Here is an 18,832-nt window from a genome sequence, read left to right as displayed (position 1 = left end):
CACCAGCCGCGGTGCCGACCACCGCGGCGCCATCCGCCCCTCGATGCCACTTCGCTGAACCCAATCCTCATGATCACTTCTGTCAGTCACCTCTGCGCAGCAACCTGTGCAGAGCTTCCCTAGCTCTGTCCTCGTCAACGACCGTGGCGAGTTACGCGGAAGACGGGGTATAGGGGCGCGATCCTGGCGAACTCCGACAACTTGGCGTTGAGATCGATGTCGATGTGCGGGCGCGCGCCTGGCGCGGCCCGAAGAAACGCCTTAAGGATGGGCGCGCGCTCACCGACGGGCACTTCCTCGAGTCGTACGGCTTCAGCACGCCCGTGGTGCAGCGTCGCGATACCATGAGCGGCCCGCACGTTTTGCACCCAATTCGCACTCTCGCCCAGCATCGAGACCAAGTACCGCTCCCCCGCTGTTTCGGCCATCACGAGAGGAGCCAAATGGACGCGGCCGGTACGCCGCCCCACCGTTTCAAGGCTGACCAGTGACTCCGGAAAAATGCCGGCCGCGAATAGCCGCGCCGACGCAGAGTTCATCCGTCTGGCAAGGGCGTTGGGTCTCCCTCCCGGATACAGCATCGCGCGATACCATGATCGCGGCATCCACAGGCTGGCGCTGAAGAAGGCAATAACGATCAGTGCCACGATTGCGATGAAGTATCCCATCACCGGAATTTCCGTTTTGCTGGTCCGATTTCAACTCGCTTCTTAAACCAAGCCGCCTCGCTCGGCAAGGTATTAGCCCGATCTCGATCATCCGGCGGCGTCCAGCGCGCGCAATGCCAGGCCGCGCGCGACCGAGGTGAACTCGTCGCCCATTCGGATTCGGTCGGCGCCGAAGCGTTCGATGAAAATGCGCCGCACCGCGGGCACGAACGACGACCCTCCGGTCAGGAACACACTGTCGATCGCACCGGGCTTGAGCGCGACCGTCGTCATCAGCCGATCGACGCATCCGGCGATTTGTTCGAGGTAGCGCGCGATCCAATTTTCGAAATCCGGACGCGCAACCGTCTTCCCGATCAGGACCGGCGGATCGGAAAACATGAAGTCCGCCGCTTCCAGCGCGGATAAGCCGAGCTTGGTCTTCTCCACCGATCGAAACAGGAAGTAGCCGAGATCGTTTTCCACGATATGAATCAGCGCGGCGATCTTTTCGGGCTCGAACGATTCACGCTTCAGTTCCTCGAACCTGAGCATCGTCGAACGAGCCTTCAGGAACGACAGATGATGCCATCGCTCGAGCCTGGTGTACGGCCAGGTCGGCGCCGGCAGCACCATGCCATACGGCGAGCGATACTTCGTGCCGCGGCCGAGCGCGGGCGCGACCAGGTGGCGCATCACGCGGCCGTCGAAGGCGTCGCCCGCAATGCCGACGCCGTCGTTGCCCAAAATTTCGTAGCGCGCACCGCCATGCTTCGCGGCCGTTCGCGGCTTCAGTCGCAGCACCGAGAAATCGCTGGTGCCGCCGCCGAAGTCCGCAATCAGCACCGTCTCGTCGCGCGTGATTCGAAGCGCGTAGTCATACGCCGCGGCAACCGGTTCGTACTCGAACATCACGTCCGTCCATCCCGCACGCCGAATCGCGATATCCAGCCGGCTTCGCGCCAGAGCCTCGTCCGGATTGCCGGCGGCGGCGAAATGGACCGGGCGTCCGACCACGATCCGCGGGGGCAGCTCGCCGAACTGAGCGATCGCGGCGTCGCGGAGCGCGCTGAGGATCGGCGCAATCAAATCTCCCAGCGAATACGTTTCACCCATGATGTCGGTGGATTCGAAAGTCTTGTCGGCGAGAAACGACTTGAGCGATTGCACGAGCCGCCCGTTGCCCGCGGCTGCGAGGTAGCGCCGAATCGCGTCGTTGCCGACCGAGACGGCCGAGTCGGTGCCGCCGGTTTCCTCCGGCGCCTCGAAAAACAGAATCGAGCGGAACGTCTCGGACCGATCGCCACTCTCAGCGCCGGGAAACCGCGCCAGCCGCGGCGAGCCGTCAGCGCCGACGATCGCAATCGCGCTGTTGGTGGTGCCGAAATCGAGACCGACCGCCTCGACTTTACCCGCGGCCGGAGCGCCGAAAATTTCCTGGCCCATGCGTTCACGATCAAGGCGCGTCGTGCTGTTGTCAACGTTGAAGATCGCGCATATACTCACCAAACCCTCAGGATGACGATCGCACTGCGATCGCTCGTCCGACATAATCCGGTCCCTTGGCGGACGAGACTTCCTCGTCCGCATTTTTTTCAGTCGCGCGCCGCCAGTGCGCGCAGGAGGGAATGAATGCCGCCGGAAATTCGCGAGTCTGAAGTCGCCGCGCAATGGGATCGCAATGCCGATGTGTGGGCCGACCAGGTTCGCAACCGCTGGGACATCTTTCGCGAGCATTGGAACAATCCCGCATTCCTGGAGTTCGCCGGCGACTTGAGCGGCAAGAATGTCCTCGATGCCGGATGCGGCGAGGGCCACAACACGAGGATCTTCGCGCGACGCGGCGCTCGCATGACCGGGGTGGATCTGTCCGCCAAAATGATCGAGTTCGCGCGCGAAGAGGAACTCCGCGAACCGCTGGGAATCCGCTACGAACGCGCTTCCTTCAGCAACCTGGCAATTTTCCGCGCGGAGTCATTCGACGCGGTCGTCTCGACGATGGCGCTGATGGACGGTCCTGATTTTCCAGGCGCGATGCGCGAAATCGCACGCGTGCTGCGCCCGGGCGGGACGCTCGCGTACAGCATCCTGCATCCATGTTTCGCGACCAAAGGGATGGGCTGGGTTACAGATGATTCGGGGCGCGCCGTAAAATTCACCGTCGCGGATTACTTCAACAGCGAGCCGTTTGTCGACCGCTGGAAGTTCGGGCATGCGCCCAACGCGTCGCAGGTCGAGGACTTCGGCGTGCCGCGCTTCGATCGCACGCTTGCCGACTACATCAACTCGACCGTCTCGGCCGGTCTGCGGCTCGAGCAGATTTGCGAGCCGCGCGCGCCTGAGTCCGCATGCGCGCTGTATCCGGAGTCGTTTGCCAAATTTCGCGATCACATCCCGTGGTTCCTTTACGTTCGCGCATCGAAGCCGTGAGACAACCAATGATTCGTACGCTGACAGGAATCCTTGCAGGCGCCGTTTGCATGATGCTCGCCGGATGCGGCGCGCCGGGCGAAGCGTATCAGCCCATCGCGATTCCCGCGTCCCGGAGCGTCATCTACCTTTACCGGCCGTACAAGATTCTCAGTTTGGAGACGACTCCGATGATCACCTGCGGGCATGAGAGTATTGATTTGGAAGCAGGCGGCTATTACGCGTTCGTCGAGGACAGCGGACCGGTGACTTGCGCGGCCGCGACCGAGACAAAGACGGAGCTCAAGTTCGACGCGCACGCGGGCGAGAAATACTTCGTCAAGGAAGATGTCGAACCCGTCGGGCTCGGCAGCCATGCGCAATTAAGCTTGATGAATGCCGCGGTGGCCGGCGACGAAATCAGCGAATGCAACCGCCAGGGAATTAAACAGTGAGTCCGGCGGCAGCGCCGCGTCGTCGAGGAGTCGTGTTCGTTTCGGCCACGAGGGCTCGGGCTGGCGCCGATTGTAGCGGCAGCTATTTCTTCGCGAGATACGCCATCCCGACGCGGGCCGGGGTGAGATTTATTCCGAACTCATCGATCAGCGGCTTGATGTTGCACGCATTGTCGGCCGTGACGAACGTGACCGCGTCGCGCGACAGCATCGGCTTGGGCAGTTTTTCCAGCAGGCCGCCGATCGTGCGCATGATGCCTTCCGGAATATGAAACAGCGGGCGGCGATGGCCGCTCGCCTCCATGATGATCCGCATCATCTCGTCGAACGTCATCAGATCCGGGCCGCCGATTTCGTAAGTCCCGTTGCGGCCGCGTCCCGACACCGCGAGCATCACGCACGCGGCGAGATCATCGACGAGTACCGGCTGAACTTTCTGCCGCCCGGTGCCGGGCACGCCGAAGACCGGCGCGAAACGGATCGCGCGGGCGAGACCGTTTACGACTTTGTCCTCCGCTCCGTACACCAGCGACGGGCGGAAGATCGTGTAGGCCAGGCCCGACTCGCGGATCGCGCGCTCGGCGCGGCCTTTGGCGCGAAAGCCAGGATGGGTGCTGTTCTCGTCGGCGGCGGCGCCGCTGATGTAGATGAATTGCCGCACGCCGGCCTGCTTCGCCGCGTCGATGAGCGCGACCGCGCCGGCGTAGTCGATTCGCTCGAAGGTGAGGCCGCGGCGCGGATTTTCGACCGGATAGCCGTCGAACTGAATCGCATCGACAACCGTGTCCGCGCCCCGGAGCGCATCCTTGAGCGACGCGGGCTCTCCGATATCTGCACGAACAAACTCGACGCCGGGTATATCGAGCCGCGCGCGCGCCGCCGCGGGATTTCGGGTGAGCACGCGCACCTTGATTTCGCCGGAAGCGAGCAGCCGCCGCGCGATCGCGCGACCGATGAACCCCGAGCCGCCCGCGAGAGTGACGGTTTTTGCCTCCATGGTTCGACCCTTAGCTAGACGTGCTTTCGATGGGGTCGATGAGTGACGGGGCGCGGCGTCCGGCGGCGGCGAATCCGCTTCAACGGATGCAGCTTCGGTGTTTCCGGTTTCTCGGCGTGCGGCACCTCGATGAGCGGCGTCAGCGAGAAGCGCGAGACTTCCGGCGGGCAGTTGATGCGGATCCTGAGCCAAAACGTGCCCAGACCGCGATTGGTGTAGATGTAAAAGTCTTCGTAGCGGTTCAGGCCCGAGTAGAATTCTTTGCCGATGCGCAGGATCGATTTGAGCGGCGATCCATAAAACGGAATTCGCACGACGCCGCCGTGCGTGTGCCCCGACAGCATCACGCCCGGCTTCAGATGGCGCGTGTACAGCGCGGTGTCGGGATTGTGCGCGAGGACGATCGTGCAGTCATCGCGGTTGACGTCGGCAAACGCGCGCGCAGGCTCCGCGCGCCGCGACCACAGATCGTCAATGCCGACGACTACGAGTTGCTCGTTGCGAATGAAGAGCCGGCGGCTGTCATTGGCGAGCACGTCGGCGCCGGCGCGCTTGAGCGCATCGGTAATACGCTCGGCCGACGACCAATGATCATGATTGCCGAGGATCGCAAACAGGCCCGAATGCGGGCGCAGATTCCTGAGCGTGTCGCGAAACGCGCCCAGATAGCGATGCATCGTGTCGGGGCCGGAAAAATAATCACCGGTGAGAAAGACGAGGTCGGGGTGCTGTTTATTGATAGCGTCGACCGCGAGCGTCAATCGTTCGAGGTCCTCGTCGCGATCGACGTGGAAGTCGCTTATCTGGCATGCGACCACGCCGCGCAAAGCGCCGGGCAATCCGCGCACCGGCAGGTCCACCTCGGACACCTGAATCGCATCGATCGTGCGCCGCCACATTCGATGCAGCGGGCGCAGCGCCAGCGGAGGCTTCGGCTTTGCGCGGGCGTCAGCGCCAACAGGCGGCTGATGCGCAGGTAAGTTGTCTATGAGCTCGGCAGTGGACATCGAATGATCGATACTAGAATACTTCGACCAGGCGGCGGAAGCAGGCCAGTTCGATAATCCTGTCGCCGGCATCGTTGATTTCTTCGTGCTCGAGGTCCCAGGTATGCGGATGCGGTATGAAAACGGCGCGCAGACCGGCCGCGACCGCGGGATTGATGTCCGAGCGCGGACTGTTTCCAATCATAAAAGTCAGCGACGGATCGAGGTCCGCGTCGCGCACCAGGCGGCGATAGGCGTCAACGTCCTTTTCGCGCGGGGTCTCGACGCGATCGAAGAGCGGACCGAGACCGGAACGCGCGAGTTTTTGCAACTGTTCGTCGCGCTGGCCCTTGGTGAACATCAGGAGGCGGTGACGCTGCGAAAGCACCTGAAGCGTGGGCTCGACGTCGGGCAGCAATGCGCAGTCGCGCTCGAGCAGATGCGCACCGATTCGCTCGATCTCGTCGCGCAAACGGTCGTCACCTGCGGGCGCGAGTTCGGCAGCCGCCTGATGCATCGCAATCACGTAAGGACGGCGCCCGTAGCCGTGCGTTTTGATCAGCCGCATTTCGGCGCGACGCACCGCGGCGTGAACGTCGGCGCGAGAGACGTCGAGGACCGCGTCGCCAACGGCCGCAGCGAAGAAATCGAACGCCTCGAGAAAATGGATATTGGAATCCCAGAGCGTGTCGTCGGCGTCGAATACGAGATTCAAAGACTCAGTCGGAGCAGGGGACATCTACGTACAGAGTACCGGCGCGTGCTCGAACGGGCAAACAGGCTAATCGGGAACTCACACTTTATTGAATGTGAAACCCGCCGTGGGTTTCACACTTCCTTGGGCAGGGGTGACCCCTGCACCCGATGCCAGGGAAAGGATGCGGGACTTCGTCCCTGGTAGAACTGGTTGAGGGAAAGTGGCGCGGTCATCGGGCGAGCGTCACCGCCGCGGAGGCCGGGACACACACTTATGCGCGGGCGTTGGGAAGCGCGGCGGGCAGAATTATGAGCGCACCCGTCGAGGGATTGCGCCCGACGTACACCTCGGTCTGGTAAACGCGGCGCAGATTTTCCGCGGTCAGAACTTCCGCGGGAGTTCCATACGCGACCGCGGCGCCATCGGCAAGCAACAGCACGCGATCGGCATAGAGCGCGGCGGCATTGAGATCGTGAAGCGTCGCGACTACGGCCATGCCGCGCTCGGCGCATAGCTGGCGAAAGCGCGCGAAGATTTCGGCGACGTGCTTGAGATCCAGAAATGCGGTCGGCTCGTCGAGCAGCGCAATCTTCGGCTCCTGGGCGAGCGCGCGGGCCAGGAACACGCGCTTGCGTTCGCCGCCGGACAGTTCCTGAACGTGGCGCGCGGCAAGCCCGAGCAGGTCGAAGCGGTCGAGCGCCGCGGACGCGATTTCCAAATCGCGCGGGCTCTCGAAGCCGAAGGCGCCGAGATGCGGCGCGCGTCCCATCAGCACGATTTCCAGCACCGTGAAGCGGAATGTGACCGCGTTTTCCTGGCCAACCGACGCAACCGTGCGCGCGAATTCCCGGCGATCGATCGAATCGAGCGGCCGGCCGAAAAGTTCGACGCTTCCCGCACTGGGCTTTATCGAGCCGCCGAGCACCTTGAGCAGCGTGGACTTGCCGGCGCCGTTGGGACCGACGATGGCGAGCATTTCGCCCGCCGCCACTTCGATCGAGACGCCGTGCAGCACGGGCACCCCCGGATATCCCGCGTGAATCGCGCTCGCACGCATGGCGGCGGCGGTGTCGCGCGACGGCGTCGTCATAGCGAAAGCGTTCTCCTGCCTTCGCGGCGCAGCATGTAGATGAAGAACGGGCCGCCGCATAGCGCGGTGATCGCGCCGACGGGAATTTCGGCCGGCGCGATCGCGACGCGCGCGACCAGGTCCGCCGCGACCATGAATGCGGCGCCGCCGATCAGCGACGCCGGCAGCAGGAGCCGATGATCCGCGCCGAACACCAATCTCAAAGTATGCGGAACGATCAGTCCGACGAATGAAATGATTCCGCTGACGGAGACCGCGGCGCCGATCATCACCGAGGTCGCGACGAAGATCGTGCGCCGCAGGCGGTCCACGTCAACGCCGAGTTCGGCCGCCGACTCGTCGCCGAGACTGAGCAGGTTCAGATCGCGCGCTTGAAACATCAGCACCGCGAAGCCGGCCATTCCCAAACCCGCGACCATCGCCGCTTCGCGATAGGTCGGCGCCTCGAGGCTGCCCATCAGCCAGAACAGAATGCTGCGCGCGTAGTAGAAGTTGACGACGCTGTTCACCAGCATGATTGCCGCGCCCCAGAACGCGTTGAAGATCACGCCGACCAGCAGCAGCGTGAACGGTTCGAGCTGGCCGTCAACCATCGCGAGCCGGTAAACCGCCACCGTCGAGAGCAGCGCCGCGCCGAAGGCGCACAGCGGTACGGCCACCTCGCCGCCGCCGAGTTTCGCCGACATCACCATCGCGAGTATCGCGCCGAGCGCGCCGCCGCCGGATATTCCGAGGATGCCGCCCTCGGCCAGCGGATTGCGCACGAGCGCTTGCAGAGCCGTTCCGACCGCGGCCAGTATCGCGCCGACGATCACGCCCATCAGCACGCGCGGCAATCGGGCGCCGAAGAAAATCGCGTGATCGGGACTGCCGGGATCGGAAAATGCGCGCACCAGGCTGATATGCGCGCTGCCGAACAACCCGCCCGCCGCCGCACAAACGATCAGCAGAATTGCCAGCGCCGCCAGTATCCGGAGCAGCCGCGAGCGCGTCAGGTGCGCGGCGGAGTTGCGCTGCGGCGGATGATTGCCGGCGGCCGGATTCACTGGTGGGCACCGGCGGCGGCGCGATCCCATGCCTCGGGATGAATCATCCGCGCGATTATCTCGAGCGACTGTCCCACCCGCGGGCCGGCATGGAAAACGGGATCCTGCGGATAGCCGAGGACGCGATGGTCGCGCACCGCCGGAATCGCCGGATATCTTTCCCAGAAGCCGCTCGACGACGACGGATCGGTGCCCATCGAACCGTCGAGCACGACCTCGGGACGCATCGCGATGATGTACTCCATGCTCAGATGCGGCCACTGCTGGCCGGCTGCCGCGGCGATATTGTCGGCGCGCGCGATGCGCATGAGCTCATCGAGATACGTGCCGGCCCCCACCGCGACGAGCGGCTCATGACCGACGAGCATCAACGCACGCTGCGGCTTTACGTTTGCCAGGCGATTTTGGACTGCGGCGATCTGCGCCTGAATGTCCGCGACCAGCTGACGCGCTTGCGGCCGGCGATTGATTCGCGCACCCACCGTTTCGATACCCGTTTCGATCTGTTGCAAAGAATCGTCGCTGACCATCAGCACCGGATAACCCATCGAACTCAACGCGCGAATCTGGCGCACGTCCGACGACAGTTCAAGCCCGACGACCAGCGTGGGCCGCAGCGCGATGATCGCTTCGAGATTCGGCGTCAGAAAGGAACCGACCCGCGGCAGATCGCGCACCTGCGGAGGATAGTCGCAATACTGCGAGACGCCGACGACGTCGGGACCCGCGCCCAGCGCGAACAGCGTCTCGGTAACCGACGGCGCCAGCGATACGATCCGCATCCGGGCTGCCGCGTGCGCCGCCGGCGCCAGCGCCAGGGCATACACACACAGTGCGGCGGCGGCCGCGAGTCGATAAAAACCCACATCGCGAAACTACCTGATCGTAGCGGCGCCGGTAAGCGCAACCTCGCGCTTTGTTGCCTGCGCCCGGCGCGCTCAACTAGCCTCGTCGGGACGGGGAGTAGCCGGCGTGCTCAAGATTGCCGTTTGCATCAAGCAGATACCGCTCGTCGAGGAAGCCAACTTCGACGCCGCGACCAGGACGATCAAGCGCGACGGTCCCAATGTGATCAGCGCCTTCGATCTGCGCGCGATCTCGCTCGCCGTCGAGCTGAAAAATCGTCACGGCGCCGAGACTATCGTCGTCACGATGGGGCCGCCGCAGGCGCGCGACGCGCTGGTGGATGCGCTCGCGATGGGGATGGACCGCGCGGTGCACCTGGAAGACCGCGCGTTCGCGGGAGCGGACACGCTCGCAACGGCGCGTGCGCTCGCGCTTTGGCTGGCGCGCGGAAACTTCGATCTCATCCTGCTCGGCAAGTATTCGCTCGATGCGGAGACGGGGCAGGTCGGCCCCGAAATTGCGCAACTGATCGGCGCCGCGCAGATAACCGGCGCGCGAAAACTGGAAATCGACGGACGCACAATTCGCGCCGAGCGTGAAAGCGACGAGGGCTTCGAGGAAATCGAGGCTGCGATGCCCGCGGTCATCACCTGCGCCGAGCGCATCGCACCGCCCGTCAAGCTGAAGCCGGGCGCATCCGAGCAGGCGAAGACCAGGCCCATTCAATCCGTGCGCGCGGCCGAGCTCGGCGCCGATCCGCAAGAATTCGGACTGGCGGGTTCGCCGACGTGGGTGGGCGACGTTCGCGCCGTCGCGACGCCGAAAACCGAATGCAAATTTATCGACTCGACCGACGCCGAACGCGCCGCAGCCGAGGTGATCTCGGCGCTTGGAACAATCGGCGCGCTCAACCCGCGCGCGCACGTTCGCCGTTCGATCGGATCGGCGCGGCGTGCGAGCAGTCGCAGCCGTGACCTGTGGATCGTGTGCGAGACCGACCTTGAAGGCCGCCTCACGCGCGGCACGCTCGAGATGCTTTCGCGCGGCGACGAGCTCGCGTCGCGGCTCGGCGGCGCGCTCGTCGCGGTGGGATTCGGCGGCGCGATCGCGCGACACGCGGGGTGCCTTGCGAGTTTCGGTGCTGACCAGGTGCTGCTCGTCGAGCATCCCGCGCTGGCTTCATACACTCCCGAAGCCACCGCCGAGGCTGTTGCGAAACTCGTTTTGACGCACGCGCCGTGGGGAATTTTGATCGGCGCGACCGAGCGCGGGCGCGACTGGGGACCGCGGCTGGCCGCGCGCTTGAGCCTGGGACTCACCGGCGATGCGATCGATATCGAGCTCGACTCGGAGCGTCGGATGGTCGCGCTCAAGCCGGCTTTCGGCGGCAACATCGTCGCGTCGATCTACTCGAAAACATTTCCGCAGATGGCGACGGTGCGGCCGGGCGTGCTCGAACTCGCGGCGCCATCGCAAGCCAGGGATGCGGAGATTCGGATCGCGCGGCCTGAGCTGAGCGCGCCGAAAAGCCGGCTCATCAAGGCGCACTCGATCCTCGACGCCACCATTGCGCCGCTGGAGGGCGCCGAAGTTGTCGTTGGCATCGGTATGGGAGTCGGTGGGCCTGACGGGGTCACGAAAGCCGCGGTGTTCGCGCGAGTGCTCGGCGCCGCGATATGCGCGACCCGGCGCGTGACGGACAATGGATGGGTGCCGCGGCAATTGCAGGTCGGGTTAACCGGCAAATCGATCGATCCGCGGCTGTATATTGCGATTGGAGTGCGCGGCGCGTCCAATCATACCTGCGGTCTCAAGCGCGCGGATACCATCGTCGCGATCAACAACGATGCCGACGCGCCGATCTTCGAGCGCGCGAATATAGGGTTGGTCGCCGATTGGGAGACCACCCTGCCCGCTCTGCAGGATGCCTTCCGGCGGCGTCTTCAATGATCGACGACAACTACAACTACACGCGGATTTCGTAGAGCGCCGAAAACATATCCCCGACTGGCAGCCGGCGAAAGTGCTTGAATCCCGCCGCCGCGACCAGCTCGCGCGCCTTCGTCTCGCCCATGCACGCGCCAATTCCCGCGCCGCCGTGCGCGAGCGACGTCGTCATGCAGTACAGCGTGCTGATCGAATACATCAGCCGCCCCATCGGATTGATGTTGTCTTCGAGATTCGACGACACGTTTACTTCGACCATCAGGTAAGTGCCGTCGGGCTTGAGCGCCGCACGAATCGACTTCAGCAGCGCGTCGGGATCGACGGAATCATGCACCACGTCGAAGGTCGAGATGAAATCGAATTGCGCGGCCGGCAGCCTGGTGCAATCAACGAGGTCAAACTTGATTCTGTCCCCCAGGCCGGCGGCTTTCGCGTTTGCTCGCGCGCGCTCCACCGAGCCGAGGTGCGCGTCGAAGCCGAAGACCTGGGCCTTGGGGAATGCGGACGCGATCGCGATCGCCGCGCGGCCGCTCCCACAGCCGGCGTCCAGCGACGAGCCGCCTTCATTCAGCTTCGCGACCACTTGCGGCATTGCCGGCAGCCAATTGCGAATCAACTGATGCCGGAATAGCGAGGCTGACGAACGCTCCATCGCCTCCCACGTCTCGGGCGGATACTCGCTCTGCGCTACGCCGCCCCCGTTCTTGAACGACTCCATCACTTTCGGCGCAATCGACACATGCGGGACGATCATTTCGATCATGCCGCCGGCGAAAAACGGCGAGTCGTCGCGCGCCAGCACCATCGCATGCTCGGCCGGCATCGCGTAGGTCTTCGCCGAGGCGTCGTAATTCACGTACCCGGCGGCGGTCATCGCGCTGAGCCATTCGCGCAGATAGCGCTCGCTGAGGCCCGTCCGCTCCGCAAGCGCCGCGCTGGTGACGGCGCCGGCTTGCGCCAGCGCGCTGAAGATTCCGAGGCGATCGCCGATATAGGTCAGCGCACCGAGCATCGCGGCGCCGATATCAATCGATACCTGCATCCAGAATTGCCTGATCTTGTCCCAATCGAGCTGCTGCTTTTCACCGGCCATTGTTTTCCTCCGCAGACCCGCAGTATCGATCAACTCAGGCATCTCCGGCTAGGCTTACCACGCCTCGGGCTTTTCACCCTGCTACTTTTCGGGGTCCGTGCTCGGTTCCACGGACTTGCTTTGCGGGGCGGCGAACATCGAGAGTTGAGCCGGATTGCCCTCGCCTTCCACGGCCGGCGCAAACAGACCGGGCCGCTCGACGAATACCTGGAATTTTTCAAAAAGGTCGGCAAGCTTGGCCTGGTAGTACTCGACGTTTTCGTCGGGATTGTCCGGGTCGTACTCCGCCGCCATCTTCGCGAACGCATTCACCGCCGCGCGCGCGCCGCGCCCGGTGACGTAGTATGAAATTTGATCGCCGGCCAGGTACGGTCGCTCGGCCTTGAGCGCAAGCTCGTAGGCCGCCGCGGGATTGCGGCTGTTGTCACCGATTTTGTTGCGATAAGTGTCGAGCGAATCCTGCAGCGTCTCGGTCTTCATCAGGTCGGCGATTCCTATTTCGTGGCGGGCCAGGCGCGCGCGATAGTCGGCGTGGAGTTTCGGAATTTCGCCGCGTCGATCCTCCAGCAGCATGCGGAACATATCCTCCATGAAGCGGCGCTGGAAGCGTTCGAGTCCCCGCGAGCGCAGCCCCGAGCCGCGAATGGTCATCTTTCCCGTCTCGTCCAGCAGGACGTAATTTTTCATTTTGTAGGAGAACATCGCGCGGTAACGGCCGTCGATTTCCAGCCGGATTCCCTCGGGCATAATCGATCCAACCTGCTCCAGGAGCCGGTCCGCGCCCTCCGCGCTGGCGGCGTCGGGAGGCGGCACGAAATAGATTCCGTCGGTATCGACCTCGATAACCTGCGCGCCGTGCTCCTCGAGTTTCGCCACTGCACGCTGAATCAGATCGCGTCCGCGCCTGGTTACCGCGTTGGCCGCGCCGAAGTCATTGAAATGGCCGAGCGAAAAACCCAGGTAGCCGTAAAATGAATTGATGAGAATCTTGAACGTCTGCTGGAGCGCGTCGGCGTTGCGCCGGTCGGTGCCCTTGAGTTCGCGCGCCAGCCGCTTGGCCTGCACCCGGAAGCTGCGCAGATCGCCAAGCATCTTGAGGAACACGCCGAGGCGGTCAGCAGCCGGCGCATGCCGATATTGCAGCATCAACGACGGATACAGCGAGGTCACGTCGCAGTGAAGGACGCCGTGGGCGACACCGCATCGGCGAACCTCCGTGTAACCGCCCGCGACCGGCGCAGGCAGGGAAGGCTCGGGGATGGAATGCCCGGCAGCCAGGTAGGCGCGCATCATGAGCGCGTCAATCTTGGTCGCGTTGCCGCGCAGCACCGCGCTCTGGTACGAGTACGGGAATATCTGCGCTTGCACGAAGTAACTGGGAGAGAGGGTCTCGGCCAGCGCGCGCGTCTCTCGGGCGTCATCGAGCGCGTACTCGTAGAGCTTTTCCGGTTCGTGTTCGAAGTAGTGGCTGATTTTCGACGCGTCGATGTACACGCGACCCTTGCGCGCCAGCCCGAAGTGTTGCGCAAGCGGCTTGAGCCCCAGGCTCTCCAGTTCGCGGCTCGAGATATCGTAGTGCTGCGCGAGGATCCAGGTGTCGATGATGCTGCGGCCCGGGATGTCGTAGCGGCGGTAGGCGATCGACCGTTCGGCAATTTGCATGCGCGACGGGCGGGCGCGCAGCTCGCCGCCATCGCGCCCCAGCTTGAGCTTCAGCTTGTGGCGGCGCGCCCGCGTCTCGAGGTATTCGAGATCGAAACGAAACAGATTGTGGCCCTCGACGACGTCGGGATCGCGCTCCTGGACGATTCGCACCATCTCCTCGAGCATCGCGCGCTCGTCCATCTCGGTGCCCTTGAGCAAGCGCTCGAAACCGGTCGAGTCGGTGAGCGAGATCGCGATAACGCGATCGCCTTCGCGCGCCGCCGACGGAAATTCAAAGCCGGGCGAGATGTAGGTCTCGATATCGAGTTGGAGGCGGCGCAGCTCGCTGAAATCCATCCCGATGAAAAACGTGGTCCCGCTCAGTATCAGATGCTGCTCGACCGGATCGGCAAGCACCAGGTACGGCGCGTCGGGCGCGTTAGGCGGCTTGCCGGTCACGTTCCTGAGATGGCGCCGGGCGGCTTCCAGAGCGTCGATCGAGGCGAAGGTGACCAGCACCCGGTAACGGAAATCGCCCTTTAGCGCGCGCGTCTCATGGGCGGGGCTGAAACCTGCGAGCAAGGCAATATCCTCGACGAGCGCAAACAGGCGAATCGGCCGGCGCTCGCGCGTAAGCTCGCCCGACAGGCGCCGGTAAACGTCGATCTCGGTCTTCGATGCGACCTCGACCGCGACCACGCCCGGGTCGGCGGGATCGCCAAACAGCAGGCGGTTGCCGTAAAACTGCGCCGAAATCTCCTGGTAAGTAGTCATCGCGTCCCTCGATTGTGCACCCGCAAGCTCGCGGGAGACAACGCGCCGCCGCGCGTGGATTCAGAACGCGCCGAGGCGCCAGAGGCCAATCAGAAAGATCGCGTATGCGGCCGCGCCGATCATCAGCGCCGGAGTTCCGAGTTTCGAGTCGCGCACGTTGAGGTAAAGAATCGCCGCCGAAGCAAGCGCGATCGATCCCGCGAGCAGTTCGGGACTGGTCAGATGCCACGGCGAAAACGCGAGCCCCAGTGCAACCGGGATGCACGACTGGAAGACCATCGCGCCAGTGATGTTGGCGAGCGCGAGATGGTCCTTGCCCTGGCGAATCCAGACAACGGAGTTGTATTTCTCGGGCAGTTCGGTCGCGAGCGGGCTGAGCAGGAGCGAGAGTACGCCGGGATTGAGATGCGCATAGGCTGAGAACACCACGATCTGATCGACGAACTCGACCGAACCGATCAGAATCGCGAGGACGCCCACGATTACTTGCGCGGCGGTTGCCGATGCGCGCGGTTCGAGCGGATTGCCGCGCAAAATCGACTCGAAATAGAGTCCGTGCACGAGCTGCGTGCCGGCCGCGCGCTTGAGCCGCAGCATCACAACCGCGTAGCTCGCGTACACTATCAACAACGCGACGGCGAGGACGTGGCGAAGCACCGCGCCCATCTCGACCGTGCCTGCGATCACCAGGCATAAAAAAACCGGGAAGAAGAATGCGATATCCCGGCGCGCGTCCTCGCGCACCACTTTCAGCGCGATCCGTCCCCGTCGTTTGCGAAACACCAGCGCCGCAACGCCCATCACGCACATCGCCACCGTGGACAGCATCAGCGGAGCCCCGACGATCGCTCCAAGTCCGACCGCGGTATGCGCCGCAGCGCTGTCGCGGCCGGTCAACAGCGCGACCGCCGGGATGAAGGTCTCCGGCAGGGCAGTTCCGACCGCGGCAAACAGGCTGCCGACGGCGGCCTCGGCAACATGCAATCGATGGCCGGCCCATTCGACGCCGTTGGTGAAAAATTCCGAGCCGGCGAGGATTATCGCGAAGCTGAGCGCCAGGATTATCGCGTGAATTGCCAAAATTCTGCTGAACAGGGGGTGCAGCAGCGTCAAGAATAGAGAGGCCGGCTCGCTATTTCCAGCGCGCACCCATTTCCCGGCGCTTCGGGTCGAGTCAGAGGAAAAGATCAGACGCGATGCCGCCAAACGGGCAAACGATGCATATAGTGTCATCCAGCGATCACCGCGAGCGGGCCGCAACCGCGAGACTGGCGCCGAGTTGATGCGGGAGCGGCTATCGGGCTAAAACCCTCATGGTTGAAAAGTCAAAATGGAAATTCCGGGTGAAAAGAAATCGTGAATCGAAGATTGAGTGTATTTTTGCTCACGGTCGTCGCGATGATGTTGGCCGTGAGTATCGTTTGCCAGGCACAGTCGCAGGCTCTGTTAACTCGTCATGCGCGCGAAGCGGTTCTCAACGGGGAGGCTCAATGGGTCGGACATCTCCCCGCAACACAGTCCATGCGGCTGGTACTTGTTTTGCCGCATCGCCACCAGGCAGAGTTAGATAACTTCCTGCAGGAACTCTACGATCCTCACAGCGCGTCATATCGCAAGTTCCTCACGGTGGAAGAGTTCACCGCAAGGTTTGGTCCCAGCCAGGCGGATTATGACTCCGTGATCGGCTTCGCGAAGGCGAACGGCTTTCGAGTGGTTGGCACCTCCCGCAATCGCATGAACCTGGATGTCACGGGGTCGGTGGCGAGTATTGAGAGAGCATTCCATCTGAGGATGGGCGTCTACCAGCACCCCACCGAAAACCGCACCTTCTTCGCTCCGGACCGGGAGCCCATGGCGGACTTGGCGGTCCAGTTGTGGCACATCACGGGCCTGGACAACTATTCGACCCCGCGCCCCGCCCTGGTGCGTCGCGATGCGAGTGATCCGGCTGTGAGGTCCGGCGCCACCACCGGCTCAGGCCCCTCGGATTCTTTTTTGGGCAGCGACATGAGGGCGGCATACTACGGTAAGACAGCGCTCACCGGCAGCGGCCAATCGCTCGGGTTGTTCGAGTTTCTTGGCACCGATCTGACTGACCTGACGACCTACTATACAAACGTAGGCCAAACGAACAACGTGCCAATCACGCTCCAGTCCGTCGACACCCAGAGCACGAGCTGCATCTTTGCAGATCTCTGCGATGATACGGAACAGACCTTGGACATGACCCAGGCGCTGGGCATGGCCCCGGGCATGTCCAGCCTGGTGATGTACATCGGAACTGGCGGCTTGGCGGGGCAAACCATCGACGATTCCGGCATTTTTAACGCCATGGCCACGGCCAGCCCGCTGAACGCTCAACTGAGCTGCTCCTGGCAGTGGAAACCCTCGGACCCCACCACCGACGACCCCTACTTCGAGGAATTCGCGGCGCAGGGTCAGAACTTGTTTATCGATACCGGCGACGACGGTACGTGGAGCTCGAGCGACTTTTATTGGCCGTCGGATAGCGTGTATCTCACGGCGGTGGGCGGAACGGACTTAGAAACAACCGGCGCGGGGGGAGCCTGGGCCTCGGAAACAGGTTGGGTGGACAGTGGCGGCGGCATTGGGCCGGACGACTTTCCGATTCCCTCCTGGCAGGTGACTGCGGCCGCGGGCTGCGCCAAATGTTCCCAAACTTATCGCAACGGCCCGGACGTTGCTGCAAATGCGGATTTTAGCTTTTACGTCTGCGCTGACCAGGAGGCTTGCAGCGCCAACCTTTATGGTGGCACCAGCTTTGCGACACCCATGTGGGCCGGCTACCTGGCTCTTGCCAATGAACAGTATCTCTCTAACGGAGCAAGCACCACGCTCGGTTTCATCAATCCGGCCCTTTACGCGATCGGTTTGAGCTCGAACTATGACGCTGACTTCCACGACTGCCGCACTGGAGGCAACACCGACGGGTGCACCGTCGGCTACGACTTGTCGACCGGATGGGGCAGTCCGAACGGGGCCGGCCTGATCAACGCTTTAGCTTTGACTCCGATCTCCGAGAAGCTGACTATCAGTCCCGCTTCGCTGGCATTCGGAAAAACGGTGACAGTCGAAACTACCAGCAAGGCCAAGACGCTCACGATCAAGAACGCGGGCAGCAAGAAAAAAGGTTTGGCGGTGATCATCGAGAGCGAGAGCGCGTCGCCGCCGGTGTTCAGGGTGACGTCGGGATGCGAACAAACGCTCGATCCCGGCAAGAGTTGCAAGGTGTCGGTGACCTTCACGCCGCCGGACACGTTGCTGCAGACTGCAAAACTGCTGATTACTGACAACGTGACCGGCTCGCCACAGCGCGTGCCGCTCTCGGGAACCGGCAAGGCCGCGAAGAAATAAGCATTTACATCTTGCCCGTCGCTTTGCCCATCGTGTTTAAGCTGTTGCTGTTGCCGTAGCGCGCTGTGGCTGGATTCATCGGCTTGGTGTCCGTAGCGCGCGACGGCATGACGGATGTGCCTCTAACAGGGCGGAGCCCGCATCTTTTCCTATCACCGGGTGCAGGGGTCACCCCTGCCCAAGGAAGCGTGAAACCCACGGCGGGTTTCACATTCAATCAAGTGAAGGCGCTCTTAAGGGTTTACATGGCTTTGCCAGATCAGGAACTGACGAAGGCTCGCAACCGCAGCGGTGCGAGGGCAGGCACAAGTAAAGATGGCGACGTGCATTTCGCGCGCGAAATTCTGACCACCACCTCGACCACCAAGGGGGCGAACGCCGGCGAGGAATACGCACTCAGGCGGACTGACTAATGTAGGAGATTGCTTAGTGTGGACGCTGGCGGACGGTATTCCGTCGAACTCGAAAACCGGCAGGGATAAAACCCTCGGGGGTTCAAATCCCCCCCCCCCTCTCCGCCACACAGTCTGTAGGTTTTAGCTCCAATTTGGAGAAGGCGGAAATACCGCGCGAAAGGCGGGGTTGTTTCCACTTGTAGCGCACCGGAGAAAGCGGGCTTACGCGGGATTCTCCGGGTATGGCCGGCATCCTCTCTGCGCGAAATGAAAACGGTTCGCTTCGCCGCAGCGGGCAATATTCGCGCTCAACCATCGCCGCCTCCGCTAAATTTCAATCGATCAGCTTTGAAGGTTCGGGGGAAACTGCGTCGCGGATCCCTGGTTACCCGATACCGAGGGCGTCGCGTTGCGCCGGCCATGCCAGCGGT

At 63.2% G+C, this 18,832-nt stretch carries 17 protein-coding genes; 6 read left to right on the top strand and 11 right to left on the bottom strand.

Annotated features, from left to right (window positions below; genetic code table 11):
* Positions 1–134: 134 nt before the first annotated feature.
* Together ABSB13_RS13655 and ABSB13_RS13650 are read right to left on the bottom strand one after the other, a co-directional pair.
* The gene (locus ABSB13_RS13655; RefSeq protein WP_428109429.1) at positions 135–668 is read right to left on the bottom strand and encodes a nitroreductase/quinone reductase family protein; all 534 of its coding nucleotides are present in this window, start codon (positions 666–668) and stop codon (positions 135–137) included.
* Positions 669–755: 87 nt separating this feature from the next.
* Positions 756–2,153 carry an Hsp70 family protein gene (locus ABSB13_RS13650; protein WP_428109427.1) on the bottom strand — a complete coding sequence of 466 codons (1,398 nt, stop codon included), beginning with the start codon at positions 2,151–2,153 and terminating at the stop codon, positions 756–758.
* A 126-nt stretch (positions 2,154–2,279) separates the two neighbouring features.
* Here ABSB13_RS13650 and ABSB13_RS13645 point away from each other — a divergent pair, with 126 nt between their 5' ends.
* Positions 2,280–3,077, top strand: a complete 798-nt coding sequence (locus ABSB13_RS13645) for a class I SAM-dependent methyltransferase (RefSeq protein ID WP_428109424.1) — start codon at positions 2,280–2,282, stop codon at positions 3,075–3,077.
* Complete coding sequence (locus ABSB13_RS13640; protein WP_428109422.1) at positions 3,074–3,511, top strand: hypothetical protein; 438 nt, start codon at positions 3,074–3,076, stop codon at positions 3,509–3,511. The genes ABSB13_RS13645 and ABSB13_RS13640 overlap by 4 nt, the downstream gene beginning before the upstream one ends.
* 82 nt (positions 3,512–3,593) lie before the next feature.
* Here the strand turns inward: ABSB13_RS13640 and ABSB13_RS13635 are convergent, their stop codons facing one another.
* The 6 genes from ABSB13_RS13635 to ABSB13_RS13610 all read right to left on the bottom strand — a co-directional run bounded on the left by ABSB13_RS13635 (position 3,594) and on the right by ABSB13_RS13610 (position 9,193).
* Positions 3,594–4,508, bottom strand: a complete 915-nt coding sequence (locus ABSB13_RS13635) for a complex I NDUFA9 subunit family protein (protein WP_428109420.1) — start codon at positions 4,506–4,508, stop codon at positions 3,594–3,596.
* A 14-nt stretch (positions 4,509–4,522) separates the two neighbouring features.
* Positions 4,523–5,515, bottom strand: a complete 993-nt coding sequence (locus ABSB13_RS13630; protein ID WP_428109417.1) for a metallophosphoesterase — start codon at positions 5,513–5,515, stop codon at positions 4,523–4,525.
* Between the two features lie 13 nt (positions 5,516–5,528).
* Positions 5,529–6,209 carry an HAD family hydrolase gene (locus tag ABSB13_RS13625; protein ID WP_428109415.1) on the bottom strand — a complete coding sequence of 227 codons (681 nt, stop codon included), beginning with the start codon at positions 6,207–6,209 and terminating at the stop codon, positions 5,529–5,531.
* A gap of 253 nt (positions 6,210–6,462) precedes the next feature.
* Positions 6,463–7,281, bottom strand: a complete 819-nt coding sequence (locus tag ABSB13_RS13620) for a heme ABC transporter ATP-binding protein (protein WP_428109412.1) — start codon at positions 7,279–7,281, stop codon at positions 6,463–6,465.
* Positions 7,278–8,327 carry a FecCD family ABC transporter permease gene (locus tag ABSB13_RS13615; RefSeq protein WP_428109410.1) on the bottom strand — a complete coding sequence of 350 codons (1,050 nt, stop codon included), beginning with the start codon at positions 8,325–8,327 and terminating at the stop codon, positions 7,278–7,280. The genes ABSB13_RS13620 and ABSB13_RS13615 overlap by 4 nt, the downstream gene beginning before the upstream one ends.
* On the bottom strand, positions 8,324–9,193 hold the full coding sequence (locus ABSB13_RS13610) for an ABC transporter substrate-binding protein (protein ID WP_428109407.1): 870 nt from the start codon (positions 9,191–9,193) through the stop codon (positions 8,324–8,326). The genes ABSB13_RS13615 and ABSB13_RS13610 overlap by 4 nt, the downstream gene beginning before the upstream one ends.
* A gap of 106 nt (positions 9,194–9,299) precedes the next feature.
* Between ABSB13_RS13610 and ABSB13_RS13605 the strand changes: the two genes are divergently transcribed.
* Complete coding sequence (locus tag ABSB13_RS13605) at positions 9,300–11,123, top strand: FAD-binding protein (protein WP_428109404.1); 1,824 nt, start codon at positions 9,300–9,302, stop codon at positions 11,121–11,123.
* A 16-nt stretch (positions 11,124–11,139) separates the two neighbouring features.
* On the opposite strand, the gene ABSB13_RS13600 is transcribed toward ABSB13_RS13605, so the two are convergent.
* The 3 genes from ABSB13_RS13600 to ABSB13_RS13590 all read right to left on the bottom strand — a co-directional run bounded on the left by ABSB13_RS13600 (position 11,140) and on the right by ABSB13_RS13590 (position 15,744).
* Positions 11,140–12,213, bottom strand: coding sequence for a methyltransferase domain-containing protein (locus ABSB13_RS13600; protein ID WP_428109402.1), 1,074 nt, complete (start codon positions 12,211–12,213; stop codon positions 11,140–11,142).
* Between the two features lie 81 nt (positions 12,214–12,294).
* Complete coding sequence (locus tag ABSB13_RS13595) at positions 12,295–14,631, bottom strand: DNA polymerase domain-containing protein (protein WP_428109399.1); 2,337 nt, start codon at positions 14,629–14,631, stop codon at positions 12,295–12,297.
* 60 nt (positions 14,632–14,691) lie between these two features.
* Entirely contained in the window at positions 14,692–15,744 is a 1,053-nt protein-coding gene (locus ABSB13_RS13590; protein ID WP_428109396.1) for a sodium:calcium antiporter, read from the bottom strand.
* Positions 15,745–15,987: 243 nt separating this feature from the next.
* Between ABSB13_RS13590 and ABSB13_RS13585 the strand changes: the two genes are divergently transcribed.
* The 3 genes from ABSB13_RS13585 to ABSB13_RS13575 all read left to right on the top strand — a co-directional run.
* Positions 15,988–18,006: a protease pro-enzyme activation domain-containing protein gene (locus tag ABSB13_RS13585; RefSeq protein WP_428109393.1), complete on the top strand. Its 2,019-nt coding sequence runs from the start codon at positions 15,988–15,990 to the stop codon at positions 18,004–18,006.
* A 188-nt stretch (positions 18,007–18,194) separates the two neighbouring features.
* Complete coding sequence (locus ABSB13_RS13580) at positions 18,195–18,419, top strand: hypothetical protein (protein ID WP_428109390.1); 225 nt, start codon at positions 18,195–18,197, stop codon at positions 18,417–18,419.
* Positions 18,420–18,643: 224 nt separating this feature from the next.
* Positions 18,644–18,832: hypothetical protein (locus ABSB13_RS13575; RefSeq protein ID WP_428109388.1), on the top strand; the 189-nt coding region annotated here is incomplete at its 3' end.

Source organism: Binatus sp. (SeqCode), assembly GCF_050013435.1.
Taxonomy (GTDB): Bacteria; Desulfobacterota; Binatia; order Binatales; family Binataceae; genus Binatus.
The sequence above is the reverse complement of the archived record's forward strand: the minus strand, read 5'-3'. Positions and strand labels throughout refer to the sequence as shown.